This is a genomic window from Collimonas sp. NPDC087041, from assembly GCF_044745265.1.
GTDB lineage: Bacteria > Pseudomonadota > Gammaproteobacteria > Burkholderiales > Burkholderiaceae_D > Collimonas.
In genome coordinates, this window is sequence record NZ_JBIUZX010000008.1 from 174,403 (window position 1) to 199,641 (window position 25,239).

Consider the following 25,239-nt stretch of genomic DNA (forward strand, 5'->3'; position numbering starts at 1 on the left):
TTATTTTTTCTTGCTTCCCAATCCGCCGGACAAACCGCTCGCCTTCAGCGCCAAGCCATTCGGATACCGCATATCCACACTCTCAATCCGGCCCTGCAAACGCGACTTCAATTGCGGATAAATCTGCACCAGCCGCGCCACACGATCTTTCAGCGTGTCCTTGTTTTGCTCACGCCCCAACTCCACCGTCATGCCGTTGTCCAGCTTGAGGGTCCACGCATATCGACTTGATAAATCGACCTCTACCGGATTCAATTCAAGCGGCCCGAACCAGCGGCGGAAATCCGCCAGCCGCGCCACCACATCCTTTTCGCTGCCATCCGGACCGGACAGGCGCAGCAACTCGCCGTCTTCTTCCGCCTCATCCAGATTGGCAGTAAACAAATCACCATGCACCGACAGCAAACGCCCATCGTCATCCCAGGTCGCCAGCGGCTGATGCTCTTCAATCGTCACGATCAGCTTGTTCGGCCATTCGCGCTGCACCGACGCCTTGCGCACCCAAGGCACCGATTCAAAAGCGGCGCGCACCGTGTCCAGGTTGGCGGTAAAAAAATTACCCTTGATGCGCGGCAGTGCACTGGCGCGAATGATCAAGGGATTGACCCGCCGCAATTCGCTCTGCCCGGCGCCTTCGACGCGGATTTCCTTCAACGTGAACATCGGCCGCTGCGCCAGCCACCAGATGCCAGACCCCAGCAATGCGAGCGCAGCCAGGCCCAGCAGGGCATTGGAGATTGCGTTCAGCATTTTGATGTCTTGCCACATGGTTATCGACTTTATCGCCCGGATCGTTAGGTGTTTCTTTAACTAATTTTTTTAACTCTTCACATCTTTCGTCTTACTTGCCGCTCACTCCGGCTTCCAATCTGCATTGGGCTTCAAATCCAGCTCGGCAGAGGCCAGTATTTCAAGACACAAGTCTTCGTAGCTGACGCCATCCGCCTTGGCCGCCATCGGCACCAGCGAGTGGCCGGTCATGCCCGGCGAGGTGTTGATCTCGATCAGGAACGGTTCATTGTCCGTATCGCGCAACATGAAATCCACGCGCGCCCAACCCTCGCATCCAATCGCCTTGTAAGCCTGCACCGCCAGCGACTGTATGCGCTCGGTCAATGCGGCATCCAGCGGCGCCGGGCAAAAATACTTGGTGTCGTCGGTAAAATACTTGTTCTGATAGTTGTAGTTGCCCTCTGGCGCCCGAATCTCGACGATCGGCAGCGCCCGCGCGGTGCGGCCTGCGCCCAGCACCGGCACGGTCAGCTCACGGCCGCGGACGAACTCTTCCGCCAGCACTACCTCATCGTATTTGGCGCACAGCGCAAACCCTTCGCCCATGTCGGAATAACCGGCCACCTTGCTGATGCCGATGGTCGAACCTTCGTGCGGCGCTTTCAACATCAGCGGCAAGCCCAACACGTCCGGCACCTGACGCAACTCCTCACGGGTGGCGGTGTGTGCATCCAACACCAGGAAACGCGGCGTTGGCAAATCGACGCTGCGCCAGATGCGCTTGGTCATCACTTTGTCCATCGCAATTGCCGATGCCATGACACCTGGGCCGGTGTAAGGAATACCAAGCTGCTCCAGCGCGCCTTGCAACGTGCCGTCTTCACCGTAGCGACCATGCAGGGCGATGAACACGCGGTCGAATTTTTCCGCCGCCAGTTCCGCCAGGCTGCGTTCAGCCGGATCAAACAGATGGGCGTCGACGCCATGGCTTTGCAATGCCTTCAGCACGCCATTTCCAGACATGATGGACACTTCGCGCTCGGCCGAACGCCCGCCGAACAGTACGCCGACTTTTCCGAATTGCTTGCCTGTCATTTTTTTGCTCATGTCTTCACTCACGCCTATTGCTCTACCTGCTGCGCCAACTTGCCCGGTACGCCACTAATCGACCCGGCTCCCATGGTCATCACCACATCGCCGTCGCGCGCGATATTCAGGATCGAGGTCGGCATGTCGTTGATATCTTCCACAAACACCAGTTCTGCCATGCCGGCGACCCGCAGCGCGTGCGCCAGCGCGCGGCCATCGGCAGCCACAATCGGTGACTCGCCGGCGGCATAGATCTCCGCCAGCACCAGCACATCGACCGTCGATAGCACCTTCACAAAATCCTCGAACAGATCGCGGGTGCGCGTGTAACGGTGCGGCTGGAATGCCAGCACCAGACGCCGCCCTGGATAAGCGCCGCGTGCAGCCTGGATCGTCGCTGCGGTTTCCACCGGATGGTGGCCGTAGTCGTCAACCAGCGCGAATTCGCCGTTCGGCTTGCCTGCCGCATCTTGCAGCTTGATTTCACCGTAGCGGGTGAACCTGCGGCCGACGCCGTTAAATTCAGTCAATGCCTGCTGGATCGCCGCATCTGCCACACCCAGTTCGCGCGCAATCGCAATCGCTGCGCAAGCATTCTGGACGTTGTGCATGCCTGGCTGATTCAGGCTGATCGGCATCGCCGGATAGCCCTTTTGAATCACCGTGAACTGCATGTGGCCGGCGACCGCCTTGGCGTCGATGGCGCGCACATCGGCTTCCTCATGGAAACCGTAAGTGGTGATCAGCTTGGATATCTGCGGCATGATTTCGCGCACATTGGCGTCGTCCATGCACAACACTGCGACACCGTAGAACGGCAGGCGCTGTGTGAATTCGACGAAGGCCTGCTTCAGCTTGCCGAAATCGTGATCATAGGTGTCCATGTGATCAGCATCGATATTGGTGATCACTTCGATCACCGGCGACAGGTTCAGGAACGAGGCATCCGATTCATCGGCTTCAGCCACAATGAAATCACCCGAACCCAGCTTGGCGTTGGCGCCGGCACTCGTCAGGCGGCCGCCGATCACGAAGGTCGGATCCAGGCCGCCTTGCGCCAGCACGCTGGCCACCAGACTGGTGGTGGTGGTCTTGCCGTGGGTGCCGGCAATCGCGATGCCGCGCTTCAAACGCATCAATTCCGCCAGCATGACTGCGCGCGGCACGATCGGGATATGTTTCTCGCGCGCGGCGACAACTTCCGGGTTGTCCGCCTGCACCGCGGTCGATGTGACGATTGCATGGGCCTGATCGATATTCGCGGCCGCATGGCCTCTGCTCACCTTGGCGCCAAGAGCAGCCAAACGGCGGGTTGCGGCGTTATCGCCAAGATCGGAGCCGGAAATCGTGTAGCCGAGATTGAGCAGCACTTCGGCGATGCCGCTCATGCCGCTGCCGCCGATGCCGACGAAATGGATATTTTTAACTTTATGTTTCATGCTACGTCCCTGCCAATTCTTCAAGGACCTGCGCGATGGCTTGATTCGCATCGCGTCGGCCGTTTTCATATGCTGCCTGCGCCATTGTCTGGCAGTCCTCGCGCGAGATCCGCGTCAACAACGCAGCCAGGCGTTCTTTAGTCAATTCTGTTTGCGGCAAATGGATAGCCGCCTTCTGGCTCGCCATCCATTTGGCATTGTCACGCTGGTGCGACGTGGTCGACGCCACCAACGGCACCAACACGCTGGCGACACCCGCGGCTGTCAATTCCGACACCGTGATGGCGCCGGCACGGCAGATCACCAGATCGGCATCCGCATAACGGCGCGGCATATCGTCGATGAACGCCACCACTTCCGCGCTAACGCCCGCCGCAGCATAAGCGCTGCGCAAGGCTTCAATATGTTGCTTGCCGGACTGATGCGTGACGCTTGGGCGCGATTCGGCGGGAATCAACGCCAGCGCCGCAGGCAAGCAATCATTCAACGCTTTCGCGCCAAGGCTGCCGCCCACTACCAGCAAACGCAATGGGCCGATACGCCCGCTGTAGCGCTGCTCAGGCAATGGCAAGGCCATGATTTCCTTGCGCACCGGATTGCCGGTGACCAGCGCCTTGCCGGCCGCCTTGCCAAAATCGGCCGGGAAGCCGAACAACACGCGTTTGGCCAACGGCGTCAGGGTCTTGTTCGACAGCAGCAAAGCCGCATCGGCATTCACCAGCACCAGCGGTATACCGCGCAAGCGCGCCATTGCGCCGCCCGGCACCGTCACGTAGCCGCCCATGCCCAATACGACATCGGCCTGACGCTTCCCCAGAATGCGGAAGCAAGCCGGAAAGCTCAACAACATGCGCCAGACGCCACGCATCGTGTGCGCCAGCCCTTTGCCACGTAAGCCGGCAAATACAATCTTGTCCATCTCGATGCCTTGTTGCGGCACCAGGTCTGATTCCATGCCGTGCGTGGTGCCGAGCCAGGTCACTTGCCAGCCGCGCGCACGCATGGTGTCGGCAATCGCCAGGCCAGGGAAGATATGGCCGCCGGTGCCTGCGGCCATGATGACCAAGCGTTTCATCGTCGCTGTCATGCCCGGCCTCCGCGCATCAGAACCCGGTTTTCATAATCGATGCGTAGCAGGATCGCCAGGCCGATGCAATTGATCAGCACGCCGGATCCGCCATAGCTCATCAGCGGCAAGGTCAAACCCTTGGTCGGCAGCAAGCCGAGATTGACGCCCATGTTGATGAAGGTCTGCACGCCGATCCAGATGCCGATGCCTTTGGCGGTCAATCCGGCAAACGTCTGTTCCATCGCAATCGCCTGGCGGCCGATTTCAAACGAACGCTTGATGATCCAATAGAACAGCATGACCACCACCAGCACGCCGACAAATCCCAATTCCTCACCGATCACCGCCAGCAGGAAGTCGGTATGCGCTTCCGGCAGGTAATGCAACTTCTCGACGCTGGCGCCAAGACCGACGCCGAACAATTCACCGCGTCCAAACGCGATCAGCGAATGCGATAACTGATAAGCCTTGCCCAAAGCATTTTCTTCCGCCCACGGATTCAGATACGCGAAAATCCGTTCACGACGCCATGGCGACAACCAGATCACCATCGTAAACATGCCGGCCAGCATCGCACCGATGCCGCCGAACCAGATACCGTTGATGCCACCCAGGAACAGGATGCCCATGGCGATGCAAACGATCACGCCGAGCGCGCCGAGATCCGGCTCCAGCATCAACAACAGGCCGACCAGCCCGACTGCGGCAGTCATCGGCAGGAAGCCTTTGGTCAGCTTGTGCATCACTTCCTGTTTGCGCACCGTGTAATTGGCGGCGTACAGGACGATGAACAGCTTCATCAATTCCGATGGTTGCAGGTTGAAGACGCGGAACGACAGCCAGCGCTTGGCGCCGTTGACGCCACGGCCGAGGCCCGGCACCAGCACCGCTGCCAGCAGAATCAGCGTGACCACAAACAGGTATGGCGCCCAACGCTGCCAGGTCGCAATCGGAATGCGGAAAGTCAGCATGCCGGCAAACAGCGAGACGCAGATGAAAATCGCCTGCCGCACCAGGAAATGGGCATTCGTATAGTTCGCATATTTGGGTGAATCGGGCAATGCGATCGAGGCCGAATACACCATCACCAACCCAAACAGCATCAACAGCACGACCACCCACACCAGCGGCTGGTCGTATTCCATCATTTTCGAGCGCTGGACGCCGTGCTTCTGGCTGTCGAGCGGACGCGACCGCGCTGCCGGCGCAGCCTCGGGTTTCGCTGAAAATGATGGGAAGGCGAATTTCATAGTCCGACCTCGCCACGCGACAAGGCCAATTCACGTACGGCGTCAACAAACACCTGCGCCCGGTGCGCGTAATTGCGGAACATGTCAAAACTGGCGCAAGCAGGCGACAGCAACACGGCATCGCCATGCTGGGCCAGTTCAGCGGCGCGGGTGACGGCTTGTTCCAAGGTATCGCAGGCGACAATCTCGATTCCGGCAGTTTCCAGACGGTTGGCGACGGCGGCACGGATTGCCGGCGCGTCGCGGCCGATCAGCAGCAGTGCGCGGCCGTAGGCTGCCAGCGGTTCCGCCAGCGGCGCAAAATCCTGCCCCTTGCCTTCGCCACCAGCGATCAGCAACAGGCGGCTGGCATTGCCGTCGCCATCCGAACCGCGGCCAAGGCCGTTCAATGCCGCCACTGTAGCGCCGACGTTGGTGCCCTTGCTATCGTCGTAATATTCGACGCCGCCAATGGTGGTGACCAGTTCAACCCGATGCGGCTCGCCGTGATATTCGCGCAGGCCGTGCAATAGGGGTGCGAAAGGCAAGTCAATTGCCCGGCACAACGCCAGCGCCGCCAAGGCATTCGCAGCATTGTGACGGCCACGAATGCGCAGCGCGTCGGCCGGCATCAGACGCTTGAGCGTGACCGGCAGCAATGCCAGTTGTTCTTTCTTGCTACGCCGTTTCTCGACCCGCTCCTCTTCGTCGCCCGGCACCGCTACCGACAGCCACTGCATGCCGTTATCGCTGATCAGGCCGAAGCAATCGCCGTCGAGCGGCTCATCGAAGCCGAAGCTGAGGCTGCTGCCGGTATTGAATTGCATCGTCAACGGATCGTCGCGATTCAGCACGCGAATCGTGTTGGCGCCGAAAATGCGCGCCTTGTCGGCGACGTAGGATTCCATGTCGCCATGCCAGTCGAGGTGATCCTGGCTGATATTCAAGATGGTGGCAGCATCGGCTTGCAAGCTGCAGGTTGCATGCAACTGGAAACTCGACAGTTCCAGCACCCAGGCCTGCGGCAATGCATCTTTTTCCAGCGCGCTGCGCAGCACATCCAGCGCAGCCGGGCTGATGTTGCCAGCCACCTGCACCGTCAGGCCGGCGCGTTCGCACAGCAAGCCGGTCAGGCTGGTGACGGTGGTCTTGCCGTTGGTGCCGGTAATCGCGATCACTTTCGGCGCATAACCCTGGCTCTCGCGCAACGCCGCCAGAGCTTGCGCAAACACTTCAATCTCGCCCCATACCGGGATATTGCGATCGGTCGCAGCCGACAGAATTTCTTTCAATTCGCCGGTGGGCGCCAGGCCCGGGCTGGTCACGGCAAAATCGATGCCGTCCAGCAGGCTGGCGGCGAAACCGCCGCCGTCGCCGGATGCGACGAATTCCACTGCAGGGATTGCCTGCAGCAACAATGGCAGGCGTTCCGGTGCACTGCGCGTATCGGCCACGCGCACGGTGGCGCCGCAATGTGCCAGCCACAATGCGGATGCCAGGCCCGATTCGCCCAAGCCTAATACCAGAACATGTTTACCCGTATAGTCCATTACTGCCGCTCGCTACCTTAATTTCAGAGTTGAAAGTCCAAACAACACCAGCATCATCGAGATGATCCAGAAACGCACCACAACCTGCGTTTCCTTCCAGCCCTTTTGTTCATAATGATGGTGCAACGGCGCCATCAGCAATACGCGGCGGCCGACGCCAAAGCGCTTCTTCGTATACTTGAAGTACATTACCTGCAACATCACCGACAAAGTTTCAACCACGAAAATACCGCCCATAATGAACAGCACGATTTCCTGGCGCACGATGACGGCCACGGTGCCCAGTGCGCCGCCCAATGCCAGTGCGCCGACATCGCCCATGAATACCTGGGCCGGATAGGCGTTGTACCAAAGGAAGGCCAGCCCCGCGCCGGCCATCGCGCCGCAGAAGATCAACAGTTCGCCGGCGCCGGGGATATGCGGGATCAACAGGTATTTGGCGAAAGTCACGTTACCGGTCAGATAGGCGAACAATCCAAGCGCCGCCCCCACCATGACGGTCGGCATGATCGCCAGGCCGTCCAGGCCATCGGTCAGGTTCACCGCATTGCTGGTGCCGACGATGACGAAGTAGGTCAAGGCCATGAAGCCCCAGACGCCGAGCGGATAGCTGACGGTCTTGAAGAACGGTACGATCAGGTCGGCCTTGGGCGGCAGATCCAGGCTGAATCCGGATTCGACCCAGGCCAGGAACAGATCCCAGACCTGGGTGTTGTTCGGCGCCGATACCGAAAACGCCAGGTAAATCGCAGCAACCACGCCGATCACCGATTGCCAGAAATATTTTTCGCGCGAACGCATGCCGTTCGGATCCTTGTAGACCACCTTGCGGTAGTCATCGACCCAGCCGATGGTGCCGAAACCCAGCGTCACGATCAGGACGATCCAGACAAAACGGTTGCTCAGGTCGCTCCACAGCAAAGTCGAAATGCCGATTGCGATCAGGATCAGCACGCCGCCCATGGTCGGCGTACCTGACTTGATCAAATGCGTTTGCGGGCCGTCGGTACGCACCGCTTGCCCGACCTTCAGGCGCGCCAGCATGCGGATCACGCCAGGTCCGGCGATCAGCCCAATCATCAACGCCGTCAACGTCGCGAACACCGCGCGGAACGTGATGAAGTTGAATACGCGCAGGAAACTGAAATCCTGCTGAAAATTTTGTGCCAGCCAAAGCAGCATGTTAGTGAATCCTCTCGGAAGTTGTACCGACCAGGTGCTGAACTGCACGCTCCATTTTCATGAAGCGCGATCCTTTGATCAGCACAGTGGTGTCCGGTGTCATGACGGCATCGAGCGCGGCTAGCAACGCTGCGATGTCAATAAAATGTTTTGCCTGCGGACCAAAGGCAGCGCTTGCATCCGCAGCCATGTCGCCCAGCGTGAATAATTGGGTAATGCCGCGTTGCTGTGCGTAGGCGCCGATTTCTTCATGGAACTTGCGGCCTTCGTTGCCAACTTCGCCCATGTCACCCAGCACCAACAGGCGCTGGGCATCAGCCTGCGCCAGTACATCGATGGCGGCCCGCACCGAATCCGGATTGGCGTTGTAGGTGTCGTCGATCACCAGCGCACCGGCGCAACCGGCGGCTGTCGCCTGCTTGCGCTGCAGACGCCCGCTGACCGGAGCAAACGTTTCCAGGCCGCGCTTTATTGCCGTGGTATCGACGCCGATCGCCAGCGTGCATGCAATCGCAGCCAGCGCGTTGCGCACATTGTGCTCACCTGCCGCTGCCAGCTGCACCACGAACTCCTGGACGCCGGCGACGGTCTTGGCTATCACCACCAGTTCGCTGCCGAAGCCATTGGCCGCAGCGGCATAACTACAACTGACATCCGCGTCCGCACTCAGCCCGAACGTGATGCTGCCGGCCTTGTCGGCAGCGTAGCCACGCCACAAATCGGTGTACGGATCGTCCGCCGGATACACGGCGATGCCGTTTGCCGGCAAGCCGCGGATCACGTTGCCATTTTCCTCGGCAACCGCAGCCACGCTCGCCATGAATTCCTGATGCTCGCGCTGGGCATTGTTGACCAACGCCACAACAGGTTCGGCAATTGCGGTCAGCACGGCGATTTCACCGGGATGGTTCATGCCGAGTTCAACCACCGCGGCGCGATGGCCCGCATCCAGCCGCAGCAGGGTTAACGGTAAGCCGATCTCATTGTTGAAGTTGCCACGCGTCGCTAATGCCTTGTCAACGCCAAACGCTGCGACCAGGATCGCAGCGATCATTTCCTTGACGGTAGTCTTGCCGTTGCTGCCGGTAACGGCGATCAGCGGTAGCGCAAATTGACGGCGCCAGCGATTCGCGATCGCACCCAGGGCGACCCGGGTGTCTGGCACGACCAGCGCCGGCACCGGCAAATCAGCTGGCACGCGCTCGACCAGCACCGCCGCAGCACCCTTCACGATCACCTGGTCGAGGAAATCGTGGGCGTCGAAATGTTCGCCGCGCAATGCAACGAACAGATCGCCCGAGGTGACCGCACGGCTGTCCGTGGACAAACCGCTGATCTTCAGTTGTGCCTCGTTTCCGGCGGTGACCGCTAGGCCCAGCCAGGATTGCAATTGAGCTAATGATGCGTTCATGCGTGACCGCCTTTCATCGTAGCCCGTGCAGCGAGAGCAACAGCGGCGTGGTCTGCATCCAAGAACGGCAATTTCTTTCCTTTTATTTCTTGATAAGTTTCGTGCCCCTTGCCGGCTAGCAGCACAACATCGGCCTTGGCCGCATGGCGTACCGCCCACAGGATCGCAGCAGCCCGGTCTTCCAGCGCCTGCGCGTTATGCGGCGCTTTCATTCCGGCCATGATCTGGGCGATGATGGCGCCCGGCTCTTCGCTGCGCGGATTGTCGCTGGTGACGATGACGTGATCGGCCAACTCGGCGACTGCGCCCATTTGCGGCCGCTTGCCTGGATCGCGATCACCGCCGCAGCCGAACACGCACCACAACTCGCCGTTGCGTTGCTGCGCGACCTGGCGCAAGGTAATCAAGGTTTTCTCCAGGGCATCGGGCGTATGTGCATAATCGATAACAACCAGCGGCGCATCCTGGCCGCCGAATTGCTGCATTCGACCCGGTACCGCGACCAACAGTTCAATCGCTTTGAGCGCGGCGTCCCACGCGATGCCCTTCGCCAGTAGCACGCCCAGAATGCCCAACGCATTGCTGACATTGAACAAACCCACCAACTGCGTTTTTACCTGGCCGGAGCCGAACGGAGAATCGATGTGAAATGCCGTTCCGCTGGCATTGGTGCGGATTGCCGAGGCACGTAATACTGCTACGCCCGGCGCCTCTGCATCGCCCAAGGTGTAACCGATCAATGGCATGGCGGCTTTTTTCTGCTGCAGGTGCGTCACCAGACGCAAGCCCATCGCATCATCGAGGTTAAGCACTGCTTGCTGCAACCCGGGCCAGTCGAACAGCATGCGCTTGGCAGCTTCGTAATGCTGTTCGTCGCCGTGGTAATCCAGATGGTCGCGCGTGAAATTGGTGAACAGGGCGATATCGACATGCATGCCGTTCAGCCGCCCTTGGTCCAGGCCAATCGAAGATGCCTCGATGGCCAGCGCGCTAACGCCTTTGCTGCGCATGTCGGCCAGCGCCCGCTGCAGCAGGACCGCATCGGGCGTGGTGTAACCGGTTTCCTCAAATTCGCCGCGCTGGCCCTGCGCGAAAATGCCGACGCCCAGCGTACCGATGACGCCGGTGGTTTGCCCCAGGTGCGACAGCGCATGTCCCAGCCATTGGCTGCAGGAAGTCTTGCCGTTGGTGCCGGTGACGGCAACAATCTGCATATCCTTGTCAGGCTGTCCGTAATGGCCGTTGGCAATCGTACCGGCCAGCGTCTTGAGGCCTGCCACCGCCAGGTGCGGCACGTTCCATGCCGCGTCCCAACTAAAATTCGTACTCTCGTACAGCACCGCGGACGCACCGTTTTTCAAGGCTTGCGCGATGTAGGTACGGCCATCGGCAGCATCGCCCGGGTAGGCAAAGAACACGTCGCCGGGCTTGACCCGGCGCGAATCGGACACCAGCTCCGCACCAGTCGGGATAACCCCGGCCAGCCATTGCTGCGCGTCCTGCAGTTGCGATGTTTTGCGCGTCATCACAAGCCCTCCTGCGGGCCATCCGCCGGAATGATGATGTCCGTGACATTGGTGTCAGGCGGTACATTCAAGGCCCGCAGCGCGTTCGCGGCGACCGTCGCAAACACTGGCGCAGCGACGTCGCCGCCGTAATGCGAACCGACCGTCGGTTCATCCACCATGACGGCAATAATCAGGCGCGGATCGGAAGCCGGCGCAAAGCCGACAAAGTCGGCAATATATTTTTTGACGTATTTACCGCCTTCGATCTTGTAGGCAGTACCGGTTTTTCCGCCGACCCGGTAACCAGGCACCTGCGCTTTCGGCGCGGTACCGCCAGGCGCAGTGACTCTTTCCAGCATGGCGCGCATGGTCAATGCCGTCTTTTCAGAAACCACGCGCTGGCCGACCGGCGGCTCGGTGACTTTCTGGAACGACAGCGGGATCAGGTCGCCATTGCGCGCAAAAATCGTATAGGCGTGGGCCATCTGGATCAGGGATACAGAAATACCATGGCCGTAGCTCATGGTCGCCTGTTCGATCGGACGCCAGGATTTGGCCGGACGCACGCGCCCCGCCACCGCACCCGGGAAGCCGAATTTCGGCTGCTGGCCGAGGCCGACGGTAGTAAACATCTCCCACATTTCCTCGGCCGGCATCTTCAACGCAATCTGCGCGGTGCCAAGATTGGATGACTTCTGGATGATCTGCGCCACGCTCATGGTCAACAAACCATGCGGATGCGAATCGCCGATGGTGGCGGTGCCGATGGTCATCTTGTCCGGCACCTGGAAGGTGGTGGTGGCCTGCACGCGATTGGTATCCAGCGCCAGCGCAATGGTGAACGGCTTCAAGGTCGAACCCGGCTCGAAGGTATCGGTCATCACGCGGTTGCGCAATTGTGCGCCGGTCAGTACCGAGCGATCGTTAGGGTTGTAGCTGGGCAGGTTGGCCAGCGCCAGCACTTCGCCGCTCTTGGCGTCGACCACGACAATGCCGCCCGCCTTGGCTTTGAACTTCTCCACCGCTTCCTTGAGCTGGGTGAAGGCGATGTACTGGATCTTGCTGTCGATCGACAACACCAGATCCTTGCCGTCATGCGGTTCCTTGACTGCCTCGATATCCTCGACGATACGACCGAGTCGGTCCTTGATCACGCGCCGGCTGCCAGTCGTGCCGGCCAAGGTCTTTTGCTGCGACAGCTCCATGCCGTCCTGGCCGGCGTCTTCCACATTGGTAAAGCCGACCACGTGCGCCATCACCTCGCCTTCGGGATAGAAGCGCTTGTATTCCTTGCGGGTTTCAATGCCGTCAATGCCGAGCTTGATGATCTTGTCGGATGTTTCCTGCTCGACCTGGCGCTTGAGGTAAACGAAATTGCGATCGGAATCGAGCTTCTTGTTGAGCTCGGCGTCGCTCATGTCAAGCAGCTTGGCCAGGGCTTGCAGCTTTTCCTTCGGCGCATCCTTGAGGTCGTCAGGAATCGCCCAGATCGCCTTGACCGGCACCGATGAAGCCAGCACCTGGCCATTGCGATCGAGGATCTTGCCGCGTGTAGCCGGCAGTTCCAGCGTGCGCGCATAGCGTGAAGCACCCTGCTTCTGCAGGAAATCGGTGGACATGCCTTGCAGCCACAGCGCCCGCGCGATCAGGGCCAGGAAAGCTGCGAACAGGGCAAACAGCACGACGCGCGAGCGCCATACCGGCAACTTGACTTTCAGCACCGGGCTCGACGAAAAAGGTACGCCTTTGCCGGCAGCGACGCGCGCGGTATGAGAGGTGCGCGGAGGATTTCGCGTCATTTCTCCCCCACCGTCAGGTATTGGGTACGGGCCGGCGTCAACGGCACCATGTTGAGGTCGCGGGTTGCGCTGGCTTCAATCCTGGAATTTTTACCGAGGGTCGACTGATCGAGCTGCAACTGTGCCCATTCGATATCCAGCTGGCGCGACTGGCTGGCCGAACGCTCCAGCTCAATGAACAGCTGACGCGCCTGGTACTGCGCGTTGACCAGCGCCAGCGCGCACAGCACCAGGGCCAGCGCCAGGACGAAATTGAGACGCCCGCTCACGGACGGACTCCGCTGGAGGCAATGCCGGCCAGGCGTTCGCCGACCCGCATGATGGCAGAGCGTGCGCGCGGATTTTCCGCGACTTCGGCGTCGGAAGGCTTGATCCGCGCCAGTAGTTTCATTTCAGGCTGCGGCAGATCGACAGCACGAATCGGCAGGCGACGGTCGGGCTGCGGCAGCCTGGCTTTGGAAGCCATGAACTGCTTGACGATCCGGTCTTCCAGCGAATGAAAGCTGATCACGACTAATCTCCCTTGCTGGGCCATTTGCCGAAACGCCTGGTCCAGTACTACCTCGAGTTCTTCAAGCTCTTGATTGATGAAAATCCGTATAGCCTGAAAGGTGCGAGTGGCCGGGTCTTTGCCTTTCTCGCGGGTCTTGACGGCGCCTGCCACGATCTGGGCAAGCTGTCGTGTGCCAATGATGGGCCGGACTGCCCGGCCAGCAACAATCGCCTTTGCAATCTGAACAGCAAACCGTTCTTCCCCATAATCACGTACCACCTTTCCGATTGTTTGTTCATCCGCGATTGCCAGCCATTCCGCTGCCGACATGCCGCGCGTCGTATCCATGCGCATGTCGAGCGGACCGTCAGCGCGAAAACTGAAGCCGCGGCTGGCATCGTCCACCTGTGGCGATGAAATCCCCAGATCCAGCAGGACGCCATCGACCTTTTCTATCCCTTTTTCTTGCAGCGCCTGCGCCATCGTGGCGAAGCTGTCGTGCACGATCTCGAAGCGCGGGTCGACAATTCCGGCGGCGGTGGCGATTGCCTGCGGATCCTTGTCGAAGGCGATCAGGCGGCCGCGCGGCCCGAGGCTTTCGAGGATCTTGCGGCTATGCCCGCCACGCCCGAAGGTGCCGTCCACATAAATACCGTCCGCCCGCACACCTTCGATTGCCAACGCACTGACAGCCTCGTCCAATAACACTGTGCGGTGCTGGAATTCGGGCACCACTTGTTCACTCATGGCAGGCCCGTCAGAACGAAAAATTACTTAACACTTCGGGCATGCCAGCCGCAACTGCTTGCGACTCGCTCTCAGCCAGCTTGGCCGCGTCCCAAATCTCGAAATGGCTTCCCATGCCCAGCAACATGACTTCACGCGTCAAGCCGACCGCGGAGCGCAACTCCGGCGCAATCAGGATCCGTCCAGCGGAATCGAGTTCGACGTCAGAGGCATTTCCCAGGAAAATCCGTTGCCAGGCGCGTGCCGACATCGGCCAGGCCGCGATTTGCTCACGATGGCTTTCCCAGGTCGGGCGCGGGAACAACAACAGGCAGCCGTGCGGGTGCTTGGTGAGCGTCAATCGACCTTCACACTGAACGGTCAGCGCGTCACGATGCTTGGATGGCACCGCCATCCGTCCTTTCGCATCGAGATTTAATGCCGACGCACCCTGAAACACCGCACTTACTCCTTTTTTTGACCTGCTAAATTTCGGAAAAATCTTCTTTGTGAATCAGAAAACACCCCACAAAAAAACACTTTTCCACACTTCTGCCCACTTTAGAGGATGCACTATTCTAGGTCAAGCCATTTACAACGGGCTCGCACAAAATATTCGAGTAAAGTCAATGACTTAGCGCGACTATTTAAAGATGCCCCAACATGGCGCTTACATTGAATTATCAAATAAATGAAGGACTTACCGGATGATGTAAAAGTCAGCTCTTAGATATATACATGTATCTGTTTCGGCAGATGCGAAACAATGATTCACAATTGGAGGTGGATTTCAGAGGCTCAAAATGCTACAGATCGCAGATAAAGAAGGAAGTTGGCAGGCTGTTGATGCGGAATGAACTGTGCGGAAGATTCAATAGAAAGAACACTTAAACACTTACAGAGCAGCGAAAAACATACAGATACAATATATACCAGTCACGGCGCCATGACCTTACCCAATCAAGCGGCCGCCACGCACGCGCAAGCCTTTTTTTGCCAGGCCGGGCGCCAACGCACTCAAATGCGCCAGCGCATCGCCACTATGCGCGTGGCAAATCGCCACCGCCAGCGCATCCGCAGCATCGGTCCCGGGCAAGCCGGGCAAAAGCAGCAAGCGCTGCACCATATCCTGAACCTGCTGCTTTTGCGCTTTGCCGTGCCCGGCTACCGCCTGCTTGATCTGCAGAGCAGTGTACTCCGCCACCGGCAAGTCAGCGCTCACTAGCGCGCAAATCGCTGCACCACGGGCCTGCCCAAGCAGCAGCGTCGATTGCGGATTGACGTTGACGAAAACCTTTTCGATTGCCGAGCAATCCGGCGTGTAAGTGCGGATGACTTCCGAAACGCTCGCCAATATCACCTTCAGGCGCTGCGGCAAGTCGGCATCCGGCGTCTTGATCGTGCCTGACGCGACATAGCTGAGCTTGTGGCCCTGCTTGTCGATGATGCCAAAGCCGGTAGTCCGCAGGCCGGGGTCGATGCCGAGGATTTTCATATGGTGCTTGCACGAAACCCCGTGGGGCGGGCAGAGTATGCAGCCAGGGAACCGCGTGGGCACGCTGTGCCCACCCTGCCCGTCGGCTCTGGCATATGAGCCGCCGGCAATCGACTCCCGATACGAGACATGAAGCGCAGCCCGTTCCTAATCTTAATGACGGAAATGACGGGTACCGGTGAGCAGCATGACGACGCCATGTTCATCCGCAGCATCGATCACTTCCGGGTCGCGCATCGAACCGCCCGGCTGGATCACGCTGGTGGCGCCAGCATTGACCACCACATCCAGGCCGTCACGGAACGGGAAGAAAGCATCCGAAGCGACTGCCGAACCTACCAGCGACAAGCCGGCGTTCTGCGCCTTGATCGATGCGATGCGGGCGGAATCGACCCGGCTCATCTGGCCGGCGCCGACGCCCAGCGTCATGCCATTGCCGCAGAACACGATGGCATTCGACTTGACGAACTTGGCGACGCGCCAGGCAAACATCAGGTCCTGCAATTGCTGCTGGGTTGGTTGCTTCTTGCTGACCACTTTCAATTCGCTCAAGGCAACGTTGCGAGCGTCCGGCGATTGCACCAGCAAACCACCGCCGACGCGCTTGAAGTCATGCAGGTTGATGTCATGCGCCAACGGAATTTCCAGCAAGCGGACGTTCTGCTTGGCGGCGAAAACCTGCTTGGCTTGCTCAGTGAACGATGGCGCGATGATCACTTCGACGAATTGCTTGGCCACCGCTTCGGCGGCATTGCCGTCGAGCTCCTGGTTGAAGGCGATGATGCCGCCAAAGGCTGAGGTCGGATCGGTTTGCAGCGCCTTGCTGTAGGCTTCCAGCGGATTGCCGCCGATGGCGACGCCGCAAGGATTGGCATGCTTGATGATGACGCAGGCGGTTTCGTTGAAGGTCTTGACGCATTCCCAGGCAGCATCGGCATCGGCGATGTTGTTATAAGACAGTTCCTTGCCCTGCAATTGCTTGTAGTTCGCCAGCGCGCCTTCGACATGGCGGGTGTCGCGGTAGAACGCCGCCGACTGGTGTGGATTTTCGCCGTAACGCATTTCCTGCACTTTTTCGAAATGCAGGTTCAAGGTCGCAGGATAGGAACTACGGGTCGCATGCTGCTTGTCTTCGCCCAGCGAGGTGAAGTAGTTGGTGATGGCGCCATCGTATTGCGCAGTGTGGGCAAACACCTTCTTGGCCAGCGCAAACTTGGTGGCGTAACAGACTTCGCCGTCATTGGCCTTCAACTCGCCCAGTACCGCAGCGTAATCGCTAGGATCACACAGGACGATCACGTCCTTGTGGTTCTTGGCCGACGAACGCAGCATCGCCGGGCCGCCGATGTCGATATTCTCGATCGCGTCTTCCAGCGAGCACTGTTCCTTGGCAATGGTTTGCTGGAATGGATACAGGTTGACCACCACCATGTCGATGGTCGGAATCTGGTGTTGCGCCAAGGCGGCAACATGCTCAGGAAAATCGCGACGCGCCAGGATGCCGCCATGCACCTTCGGATGCAGGGTCTTGACGCGGCCGTCGAGCATTTCCGGGAAGCCGGTGTAATCCGCCACTTCGGTCACTTTGATGCCGTTATCGGCCAGCAACTTGGCAGTACCGCCGGTCGACAGAATATTCACGCCCAGCGCCGACAACTCTTTTGCGAAATCAAGTATCCCGGTTTTGTCGGATACGGAAATGAGGGCTTGTTTAATCATAATGAAAACTCTGGAAGTGAAGATGAATGACGGGAAGGGAAACGAATAAATGCATCATTGCGGGGAAAACGCTGCATCCCGTGACGGGAACTGCGGCATGCTACCGGCGTTAATCCTGATTGTGCCTGACCTTATTGCCTGACCTTGTTGCCTAACTTTATTGCCTGCTGACCGGGCGTGACCGGCACGCCCATGACTCTGCCTGAAAATTACAAAAGACCGTGCTGCTGCAGCTTCTTGCGCAAGGTATTGCGGTTGATGCCCAACATTTCGGCCGCATGCGACTGGTTACCCTCGGCGCGCGCGATCACGGCTTCCAACACCGGCTTTTCAACCGTGGAAATCACCATGTCGTAGACGTTCGACGGCGGCTGCTCGCCCAGATCCTTGAAATATTTTTCAAGGCTTTGCTTGACCACGTCTTGGATACTTTCTTTACTCATTCTTTTGACTATTCTTTTTTTTTGAGGACTTACGCAGAATTTCGCCGGCGGTCCGAAACCGCATTGCCGTGCGCCATTGCTATCAGCGCCGACGGGTGTCGCCAACGACGTGCAACGTAAGTCTTGTTGATCTGATTCAGGCCGCTAGCATCTGCTCGGCCACCCCGTATTGTAACCTTTCCCCAAACGCAAACTGCGATTCAAAGAAGCTATTTACCGCGGCCAGCTGCTCGCCGCAGTCTTCCAGCAGGTTCATGCGTTGCCGAAATGCCTCTCCGCCAGGCAAATCGCGCACGTACCAGCCGATATGCTTGCGGGCGGTACGCACCCCCAAGTAATCCCCATAAAATCCGTAATGCGCACGCAAATGTTCATCCATCAGGTGTTGCACTTCCGTCACCAGCGGCGCCGGCAGATACTCGCCGGTACGCAGGTAATGATCGATCTCGCGGAAAATCCACGGCCGCCCCTGCGCCGCGCGGCCGACCATGATGGCATCGGCCTTGGTGAACTCCAGCACCTGGCGCGCTTTTTCCGGCGTCGTGATGTCGCCATTGGCCACCACCGGAATCGACACCGCTGCCTTGACCGCGGCAATCGTCTGGTACTCGGCATCTCCGCTGTAGCCATCGGCACGCGTACGGCCGTGCAAGGTCAGCATGGCGATGCCGCTGGCTTCCGCCAGCCTGGCGATATTCAATGCATTCTTGTTGAGACGATCCCAACCGGTTCGAAACTTCAGCGTCACCGGCACGTTGACCGCGTTCACCACGGCCTCCAGGATCTGCGCTACCAGTTGCTCATCCTGCAACAATGCCGAACCGCACCAGCTGTTGCAGACTTTCTTGACCGGGCAACCCATGTTGATATCGATGATTTGCGCACCGTGGTCAACGTTGTATTTTGCACACTCCGCCAGCATCTGCGGATCGGCGCCGGCAATCTGCACCGCGCGCGGCTCCATCTCGCCATCATGGTTGATACGGCGCGAGGTCTTCTCGGTCTGCCACAGGCGCGGATTGGATGCCGCCATCTCGGAAACGGCGTAGCCGGCCCCCAATTCCTTGCAAAGCTGCCGGAAAGGCCTGTCCGTGACGCCCGCCATGGGTGCCACAAAAACATTGTTGCGAAGGATGTAAGGGCCAATATTCACGGCGGTTTCGATAACTCGGATTGAAATTGCAGGGGAAAGGCGTCATTTTATCGCGATTGCCGCAGCAGGCGGATTATTCTCGGCCGATTCCGTCAAATCAGATGTCCGCTTCCGGCACGCTGCTCGAACTTCGCAGATGCTGTGTTGCGTAATGGATCAGTTCGTCCAGTCCGCGGCCATCGGCGCCATAAGTGGCAACGCCGATCGATAACGCCAGCCGGATCGACCAGTTTTCTATGTTGACCGGGTGATGCATGAAATGGCTCAGGAATGCCGCGGCCAGGTTTTCCGCATCGACTGCATCGGTGGCCGGCAACACGTACAGGAATTCCGTCGCATTCCAACGGCCGCCGCTGTCGGCTTTGCGCAGCTGGGCCCCTGTGTCCTTGGCGAAGGCGGCGAGGATGTTGTCCGCCACGGCCCAGCCGTACAGATCGTTGATCTTGTGAAATTCGTCCAGCCGGCAATACAGGATAGACAGCGGCGACTCATCCATTGCTGTAGCCGCCACCGCCTCTTCGTAGACGTGCACGATACGGCGCCGCGTCAGCAATCCAGTCAGGGAGTCGAGCTGCGCCTGGCGGGTCAGCAAGTGCGACAGATTGGATTGCTTCCAGATCACTTCGCAGATATGGCCGAAGGCCTGGAACGAGGCAAACCCGGTTTCCGAAAAATAATCTTCGCTATCGGCATAGAACACCATCATGCCGTGCATGCGCGCCTTTTCCGAGCGCAGCGGAATCGCCAGCGCGGCCTTGGCGGAACAAGCTTCGGGATGCGCCTGCCAAGGCGCGAACAGTGCGTGGAAATCGCTTTCGTGGCCGGCATCCCAATCAACGGTCTGGGCGAACGGCGCTGCGTAGTCGAAACAATCCTTGGCCAGATGCCAGTGCTCCGCTTCGCCGACTGCCTTGCCTACTACTGCAGCCGGCTTGATCGTCGGGCCGGAATCGTCCTGGCAAAAACCCACCCATACCAGACGGATATGCGGGCTGGCAGGCAAGATCATCTGGCATAGACGCTTGATGCTTTCGCGGCCGCTGTAGGCTTGCGGCAAGACTTGCAGGAGTTGGTGCAGTACCCCCACCAGCTTCATTTGCTCATCGCTGGGCGTCAATGTAAGTGGCGTGGTTTTTTTTGCGCCGGTCGATTCCGCCAACGGCTCTGTATCAGCGCCGCGCTGGGTCCGGGGAAAGAGATTGAGTTTCATGCTGGCACCTGAGCCCCAATATTGTTTTAGTTCTTGCCAGCAAGGTTAGCACAAGCACACCGTTTTTATGGTGACTGATTGTGCACTTGCTTATACAGATTTATAGCGGTTGTCGGCACGGCAATGTGATAGCCGACATAAACACGCCCATGCCGGCCGGCGACATCATTTGCAGCAGGCTTCCTCAGCCGATTTCGTCAAGTGAAATGTCGTCCAGGTGCGCCACGTCGGCCCAGCCGTCAACCCGCAATTGTCGGGGCTGCTCAGAACGCCAGGTCAGGCGATTGATGCTGGCATTGAACACGTCGCAGCTGCGCGGCTGATCCCGTGGCAGGTTGTGGGCAAAGCGGTAAATGCAATCGAGCACGCCGCCATGGGTAACCACCGCAATGCGTCGGAAACTCCCGCTCTCCAGCAAGCGCAGCAAAGTATCGACAGCGCGCTGGGAAAACTCGCGCACGGTTTCGGCGACATGGACACCGGCCGGGAAACGGGTATCAAGGTCGCGCGCCATCAGCGCCGCGTAGGCTTCGGGATAACGCTCGGCAGCCTCGGTGTAGCGCAAACCTTCCAGCGCACCGTAACAGCGTTCCCGCAATCCGCTATCGATCGTCACCTCCATGCCAAGCAGCTGCGCCAACGGCATCGCGGTTTGCTGCGCCCGTTGCAAGTCACTGGAAAAAATACCGTCCAACGCGACGCCTTCCAGGCTTCTGCCAAGCGCCTGCGCCTGGCGCTGGCCTTCCGCATTGAGCGGGATGTCCAGATGGCCTTGCAGGCGGCGCTCCAGGTTCCAGTCGGTTTCGCCGTGGCGGATCAGTAAGATTTCGGTAGTTGACATGAATTGATGCGTTGTCTCGGTGCGCTTTTTATAAAGCAGGGTTCAAGGTGTAAATGCTGACAATCGATGCCTCGCCCAGGATATGCCCGCGCATCGCCGCCAGTGCCTGCTGTCCGGTGAACTTGCCGTCCACCGGCAGACGCGCAATATCCAGCGCATAGACAGTAAAAATGTAGCGGTGGATGATTTCATCGTTCCACGGCGGGCACGGACCGTCATAGCCGAAGTAGTCGCCGCCCATCGCCGGATCATCGGCAAACCAGCCGGTGTAATCGTTCAAACCATGGCGCGCGCCGGCAATCGGGCTGTTATGAATTTCCGGGCCGGATTTGCCGCGCGAGGTGATGCGATCGCTGAACGAGGCGGCTTCGATCGATGCCGCATGCGGCGGCAGGTCGACCAGCACCCAGTGGAAGAAATCGACGCGCGGCAAATCTGCCGGCACGGTCTTGCCTTCCTGGTTGACGTCATCGCCGCGCGACGGCACATCAGGGTCGTGGCAAATCAGCACCAGCGACTTTGTGCCGGCCGGCGGCTCGCCCCAGCCAAGATGCGGATTATGGTTGGCCGACAAGGTGATATGGGTTTCGGGATTGACGACCGCGAAGGCGAATTCGCCCGGGATATACGCGCCGTCATTGAAAGAATGGCTCCAGAGTTTCACGGTGATCTCCTGTCGATGAATGAGAAGTTGTCAGCAGAATTGCCAGACTACAGCAAAAACCGCTTACGCTTTGGCTGGCGCTGGCTTTACCTGCAACCAGAATGTCACCGGGCCGTCATTGGTCAGCGACACTTTCATGTCGGCGCCAAACTGGCCGGTTGCCACTTGCGCATGGCGGCTCGCAGCTTGTGCGACGAAATAATCGAATAAGCGGCGGCCATCTTCGGGCGCCGCCGCCGGCGTGAACGACGGCCGGGTGCCCGATTGGGTATCCGCCGCCAGCGTGAACTGCGGCACCAGCAGCAAACCGCCGCCGACATCGCTGACGCTGCGGTTCATCTTGCCGGCATCGTCGCTGAACACGCGATAAGCGAGCAGCTTGGTCAGCAAAGCATCGGCCTGCTTCTCGCTGTCACCACGTTCGGCGCACAGCAGCACCATCAAACCACCCTCGATGGCGCCGACCGTGGTGCCATCCACCACCACGCTGGCGTGGCTGACCCTCTGCAACAAACCAATCATGCGACGATCAAGCCAGCGTCACGCGCGCAAACTTGCGCTTGCCGACCTGGATCACGAAGGTCGAAGCTTCGACTTTCAAGCCCTTGTCGCTGACTACGGCGCCATCGATGCGCACGCCGCCCTGCTCCACCATGCGCAACGCTTCCGAAGTCGACGGGCACAGGTTGGCTTGCTTCAGCAACTGGCCGATGCCGAGCGGCGCGCCGCTCAACGTCAGCTCAGGGATATCGTCTGGAATGCCGCCCTTGGCGCGATTATTGAAGTCCGCCAACGCATCTTCCGCCGCCTGCTGGCTATGGAAGCGCGCCACGATTTCCTGGGCCAGCGCAACCTTGATGTCGCGCGGATTCTGGCCGCCCTCGACCTGCGCCTTGTAGCCGGCGATCTGTGCCAGCGACTTGAACGACAGCAGTTCGTAGTAACGCCACATCATCACGTCGGAAATGCTCATCACCTTGGCGAACATGGTGTTGGCCGGCTCGGTGATGCCGATGTAGTTGCCCTTCGATTTCGACATCTTTTCGACGCCGTCCAGGCCTTCCAGCAGCGGCATGGTCAAGATGCATTGCGGCTCCTGGCCGTAATCCTTTTGCAGCTCGCGCCCTACCAGCAGGTTGAACTTCTGGTCGGTGCCGCCCAGCTCCAGGTCCGACTCCAGCGCCACCGAATCGTAGCCCTGCATCAGCGGATACAGCAGTTCGTGCACCGAAATCGGGGTGCCGGCCTTGAAGCGTTTGGTGAAATCTTCGCGCTCCAGAATACGCGCCACGGTGTACTTGGCAGACAGTTCGATCATGCCGCGGGCGCCGAGCTTGTCCGACCATTCCGAGTTGTAGCGGATTTCCGTGCGCGCAGCGTCCAGCACCAGGCTGGCCTGGGCAAAATAGGTCTTGGCGTTTTCCTCGATCTGCTCGCGCGTCAGCGGCGGCCGCGTCACGTTGCGTCCGGACGGATCGCCGATCATCGAAGTGAAATCGCCGATCAGGAAAATCACGTTATGGCCGAGATCCTGCAGCTGGCGCATCTTGTTCAGCACCACGGTGTGGCCAAGATGCAGGTCCGGCGCAGTCGGATCCAGGCCCAACTTGATGCGCAACGGCTTGCCGGTTTGTTCGGAGCGTTGCAGCTTGCGCGCAAAATCGCTCTCGATCAGCAGTTCGTCGACGCCGCGCTTGGTAATCTCCAGCGCCTCTTTGGTCCGGTCCGACAGGATCAGGGGAGTGTTTTCAACAGCAGTTCCTGCTGCCGTCGGTGATGCGTTTTGAGAATCGTGAGCCATATATCCAGCGAAAGTAAAATCTAAAAAGTGATGCTTGCTTCTGCACGTAAAACAGCAGGAATTGATCGCTAGCGCAAATCAGACCAATCCTATAAAGTGCCCCAGACCGGTAAGGTATAATCCGTGATCCCTTTTAATCCCGCCGCAAGTCGTTCCAACAAGCAACAGCACGAGAATCGGTAGCAAACGGCAAATTTTAACGTATTGCATGTCTCCTAAAGATAAATTCATTCACTTGCGCTCCGACGTCAAGTTGCTTTTCAGGCTAGCGGTCGCACGAATCACCGATTCCTCACGCAAAACCCGCATTGTCTCCGCCTCTGCAGCGGTGCTGACATTGGTCGCCTTCGGTGCTGCTGGCGTTGCTCCAATTGCAACAGACTCTGACGATGTCCAGGTCCGAGCGATTTCCGCCGAACTGGCATTGCCGAGTCTCAATGAGCAGATTGCCAAGCTTGAAGCCCAGCAGCAACTGTACATCGCCGAAGACAAGATGCGCGCCGGTGACACATTGGCAACCTTGCTGACCCGGCTCGGAGTTGACGACGACGCTGCCACCAGCTTCATCAAGTCCGATAGTGCTGCGCGCGCCATATTGCGCCTCAAGCCAGGCACCACCGTGCAAGCCCAAACCAGCAACGATGGCGTACTGCAAACGCTGCGCGCCACCATCGCCGACAGCGGCAGCGACGCCACCAGGAATCTGCTGATTCGCCGCGACGGCGACAAATTCAGCGTCAGCCAGGAAAACGCCAGCATTGAACGCCGCGTCGAAATGCACACCGGCGTGATCCGCTCCTCCTTGTTTGCCGCTACGGATGCCGCCGACATCCCGGACAGCGTGGCATCGCAGATCGTCGCCATGTTCGGCACCGACATCAACTTTGCCTCCGACCTGAAGCGTGGCGATCATTTCAATGTCGCTTATGAAACATTTTGGCAAAACGGCCAGTTCCTGCGCGCCGGCCGCATCCTGGCGGGCGAATTCGTGAATGCCGGCAAACCGTTCCAGGCAGTCTGGTTCGACGACCCGAGCAACGCCCAGGGCGGCGGCTACTACGGTTTCGACGGCAAGTCGCTGAAAAAGGCCTTCCTCAAATCACCGCTGACTTTTACCCGCATTTCATCCGGCTTCTCGATGCGCATGCACCCTATCCTGGGTAAATGGAAAAAACACACCGGCGTCGATTTCGCCGCGACCATTGGTACCCCAATCCATGCGACCGCCGATGGCACCATCGATTTTGCCGGCGTCGAAACCGGTTATGGCAATGTCGTCATCATCAAGCATGACGGTAAATATTCGACCGTGTACGCCCACATGAGCCGTTTTGCGCCGACTTCGCGCAAAGGTGCCAAGGTCAGCCAGGGCGACGTAATCGGCTATGTCGGCATGACCGGCTGGGCTACCGGCCCGCATCTGCACTACGAATTCCGTGTCGACAACCAGCCACGCGATCCGTTGTCGGTGGTAGTGCCTACCGTGACACCGCTGGCAGGCGCCGAGCTGCAGCGTTTCCGCACCGTCGCCGCCGACATCACGCATCGTTTCAACCTGTTGAGCGGCAGTGAAATCGCAACGGCGCCGACCGCAAAACTGGCGTCGAAATAGCCCAACGCCGATTGCCCGGCAACTAAGCAAATACCAGGCACATCTGGAATAAACATAGAACCGTTGTTGGAGCG

Annotated in this window: 23 protein-coding genes; 1 reads left to right on the top strand and 22 read right to left on the bottom strand. The window is 59.1% G+C overall.

What is annotated here, in order from left to right:
- The 22 genes from ACIPF8_RS16150 to tyrS form a co-directional block, all read right to left on the bottom strand.
- Positions 1 to 768, bottom strand: a complete 768-nt coding sequence (locus ACIPF8_RS16150; protein WP_400422851.1) for a cell division protein FtsQ/DivIB — start codon at positions 766 to 768, stop codon at positions 1 to 3.
- Positions 769 to 852: 84 nt separating this feature from the next.
- The gene (locus tag ACIPF8_RS16155) at positions 853 to 1,839 is read right to left on the bottom strand and encodes a D-alanine--D-alanine ligase (RefSeq protein ID WP_400422854.1); all 987 of its coding nucleotides are present in this window, start codon (positions 1,837 to 1,839) and stop codon (positions 853 to 855) included.
- 14 nt (positions 1,840 to 1,853) lie between these two features.
- A complete protein-coding gene (gene murC, locus ACIPF8_RS16160; RefSeq protein ID WP_400422857.1) occupies positions 1,854 to 3,260 on the bottom strand; it encodes a UDP-N-acetylmuramate--L-alanine ligase in 1,407 nt (468 codons plus the stop codon).
- Position 3,261: 1 nt separating this feature from the next.
- Positions 3,262 to 4,335 carry an undecaprenyldiphospho-muramoylpentapeptide beta-N-acetylglucosaminyltransferase gene (murG, locus tag ACIPF8_RS16165; protein ID WP_400423017.1) on the bottom strand — a complete coding sequence of 358 codons (1,074 nt, stop codon included), beginning with the start codon at positions 4,333 to 4,335 and terminating at the stop codon, positions 3,262 to 3,264.
- A gap of 8 nt (positions 4,336 to 4,343) precedes the next feature.
- Positions 4,344 to 5,579 carry a putative lipid II flippase FtsW gene (gene ftsW, locus ACIPF8_RS16170; protein WP_061534622.1) on the bottom strand — a complete coding sequence of 412 codons (1,236 nt, stop codon included), beginning with the start codon at positions 5,577 to 5,579 and terminating at the stop codon, positions 4,344 to 4,346.
- Positions 5,576 to 7,108, bottom strand: coding sequence for a UDP-N-acetylmuramoyl-L-alanine--D-glutamate ligase (gene murD / locus ACIPF8_RS16175; RefSeq protein WP_400422860.1), 1,533 nt, complete (start codon positions 7,106 to 7,108; stop codon positions 5,576 to 5,578). Before murD ends, ftsW begins: the two co-directional genes overlap by 4 nt.
- A 12-nt stretch (positions 7,109 to 7,120) precedes the next feature.
- Complete coding sequence (gene mraY, locus ACIPF8_RS16180) at positions 7,121 to 8,290, bottom strand: phospho-N-acetylmuramoyl-pentapeptide-transferase (protein ID WP_061537438.1); 1,170 nt, start codon at positions 8,288 to 8,290, stop codon at positions 7,121 to 7,123.
- A gap of 1 nt (position 8,291) precedes the next feature.
- Positions 8,292 to 9,701, bottom strand: a complete 1,410-nt coding sequence (gene murF / locus ACIPF8_RS16185) for a UDP-N-acetylmuramoyl-tripeptide--D-alanyl-D-alanine ligase (protein WP_400422864.1) — start codon at positions 9,699 to 9,701, stop codon at positions 8,292 to 8,294.
- Positions 9,698 to 11,227 (bottom strand): UDP-N-acetylmuramoyl-L-alanyl-D-glutamate--2,6-diaminopimelate ligase, encoded by a 1,530-nt coding sequence (locus ACIPF8_RS16190; RefSeq protein ID WP_400422867.1) that lies wholly within the window; start codon positions 11,225 to 11,227, stop codon positions 9,698 to 9,700. Before ACIPF8_RS16190 ends, murF begins: the two co-directional genes overlap by 4 nt.
- Positions 11,227 to 13,008, bottom strand: a complete 1,782-nt coding sequence (locus tag ACIPF8_RS16195) for a peptidoglycan D,D-transpeptidase FtsI family protein (RefSeq protein ID WP_400422870.1) — start codon at positions 13,006 to 13,008, stop codon at positions 11,227 to 11,229. The genes ACIPF8_RS16190 and ACIPF8_RS16195 overlap by 1 nt, the downstream gene beginning before the upstream one ends.
- Positions 13,005 to 13,277: a cell division protein FtsL gene (ftsL, locus tag ACIPF8_RS16200; RefSeq protein ID WP_400422873.1), complete on the bottom strand. Its 273-nt coding sequence runs from the start codon at positions 13,275 to 13,277 to the stop codon at positions 13,005 to 13,007. The genes ACIPF8_RS16195 and ftsL overlap by 4 nt, the downstream gene beginning before the upstream one ends.
- On the bottom strand, positions 13,274 to 14,248 hold the full coding sequence (rsmH, locus tag ACIPF8_RS16205) for a 16S rRNA (cytosine(1402)-N(4))-methyltransferase RsmH (protein ID WP_400422875.1): 975 nt from the start codon (positions 14,246 to 14,248) through the stop codon (positions 13,274 to 13,276). The genes ftsL and rsmH overlap by 4 nt, the downstream gene beginning before the upstream one ends.
- Before the next feature lie 10 nt (positions 14,249 to 14,258).
- Positions 14,259 to 14,687, bottom strand: a complete 429-nt coding sequence (gene mraZ / locus ACIPF8_RS16210; RefSeq protein WP_400422878.1) for a division/cell wall cluster transcriptional repressor MraZ — start codon at positions 14,685 to 14,687, stop codon at positions 14,259 to 14,261.
- A 492-nt stretch (positions 14,688 to 15,179) separates the two neighbouring features.
- Positions 15,180 to 15,722 (bottom strand): crossover junction endodeoxyribonuclease RuvC, encoded by a 543-nt coding sequence (ruvC, locus tag ACIPF8_RS16215; protein ID WP_400422880.1) that lies wholly within the window; start codon positions 15,720 to 15,722, stop codon positions 15,180 to 15,182.
- A 153-nt stretch (positions 15,723 to 15,875) separates the two neighbouring features.
- On the bottom strand, positions 15,876 to 17,441 hold the full coding sequence (gene purH / locus ACIPF8_RS16220; protein WP_400422882.1) for a bifunctional phosphoribosylaminoimidazolecarboxamide formyltransferase/IMP cyclohydrolase: 1,566 nt from the start codon (positions 17,439 to 17,441) through the stop codon (positions 15,876 to 15,878).
- A gap of 209 nt (positions 17,442 to 17,650) precedes the next feature.
- A complete protein-coding gene (locus ACIPF8_RS16225; protein ID WP_014007929.1) occupies positions 17,651 to 17,884 on the bottom strand; it encodes a Fis family transcriptional regulator in 234 nt (77 codons plus the stop codon).
- Positions 17,885 to 18,020: 136 nt separating this feature from the next.
- Complete coding sequence (gene dusB / locus ACIPF8_RS16230) at positions 18,021 to 19,037, bottom strand: tRNA dihydrouridine synthase DusB (protein ID WP_400422885.1); 1,017 nt, start codon at positions 19,035 to 19,037, stop codon at positions 18,021 to 18,023.
- Positions 19,038 to 19,134: 97 nt separating this feature from the next.
- A complete protein-coding gene (locus tag ACIPF8_RS16235) occupies positions 19,135 to 20,247 on the bottom strand; it encodes a GGDEF domain-containing protein (RefSeq protein ID WP_400422887.1) in 1,113 nt (370 codons plus the stop codon).
- A gap of 184 nt (positions 20,248 to 20,431) precedes the next feature.
- Positions 20,432 to 21,088 carry a histidine phosphatase family protein gene (locus ACIPF8_RS16240; RefSeq protein WP_400422890.1) on the bottom strand — a complete coding sequence of 219 codons (657 nt, stop codon included), beginning with the start codon at positions 21,086 to 21,088 and terminating at the stop codon, positions 20,432 to 20,434.
- Between the two features lie 28 nt (positions 21,089 to 21,116).
- The gene (locus ACIPF8_RS16245) at positions 21,117 to 21,752 is read right to left on the bottom strand and encodes a YbhB/YbcL family Raf kinase inhibitor-like protein (RefSeq protein ID WP_400422892.1); all 636 of its coding nucleotides are present in this window, start codon (positions 21,750 to 21,752) and stop codon (positions 21,117 to 21,119) included.
- A 63-nt stretch (positions 21,753 to 21,815) separates the two neighbouring features.
- A complete protein-coding gene (gene dtd / locus ACIPF8_RS16250) occupies positions 21,816 to 22,274 on the bottom strand; it encodes a D-aminoacyl-tRNA deacylase (protein ID WP_400422895.1) in 459 nt (152 codons plus the stop codon).
- A 7-nt stretch (positions 22,275 to 22,281) separates the two neighbouring features.
- Positions 22,282 to 23,553, bottom strand: a complete 1,272-nt coding sequence (gene tyrS / locus ACIPF8_RS16255) for a tyrosine--tRNA ligase (protein ID WP_400422898.1) — start codon at positions 23,551 to 23,553, stop codon at positions 22,282 to 22,284.
- Positions 23,554 to 23,761: 208 nt separating this feature from the next.
- On the opposite strand from tyrS, the gene ACIPF8_RS16260 reads away from it, so the two are divergent.
- A complete protein-coding gene (locus ACIPF8_RS16260; protein WP_400422900.1) occupies positions 23,762 to 25,165 on the top strand; it encodes a M23 family metallopeptidase in 1,404 nt (467 codons plus the stop codon).
- The last annotated feature ends 74 nt before the right edge of the window (positions 25,166 to 25,239 follow it).